Source organism: Staphylococcus pasteuri, assembly GCF_030547725.1.
In the GTDB taxonomy this organism is placed as follows: domain Bacteria; phylum Bacillota; class Bacilli; order Staphylococcales; family Staphylococcaceae; genus Staphylococcus; species Staphylococcus pasteuri.
In genome coordinates this window covers 1-241 of sequence record NZ_JAUOQO010000837.1, presented here as the reverse complement: position 1 = coordinate 241, position 241 = coordinate 1, and the positions used below count along the sequence as shown (strand labels likewise).

The 241-nt window shown below is 39.4% G+C and carries 1 protein-coding gene; it reads right to left on the bottom strand.

Annotated features, from left to right (window positions below; genetic code table 11):
• Window positions 1-232, bottom strand: a 232-nt coding sequence (locus Q4528_RS15670) for an uL11 family ribosomal protein (RefSeq protein ID WP_512701007.1), incomplete at its 3' end; no start/stop codon positions are given.
• Between the last annotated feature and the right edge of the window lie 9 nt (window positions 233-241).

The window sequence follows — 241 nt, the reverse complement described above, 5'->3', positions numbered from 1 at the left end:
GTACTGGAGCCGGTGGAGTTTTTGTAATGAATGTAAATGAACGGTCTTCATATACACTGATTTCTACCTGAATGATTAAACCTGCTTGCTCTTGAGTACGTGCATTGAACTCTTTACATAATCCCATAATATTCACACCTGCTTGACCTAATGCTGGACCAACTGGTGTTGCTGGGTTTGCTTTACCTGCAGGAATTTGTAATTTAACTACTTTTTCTACTTTTTTAGCCACGATGTGCAC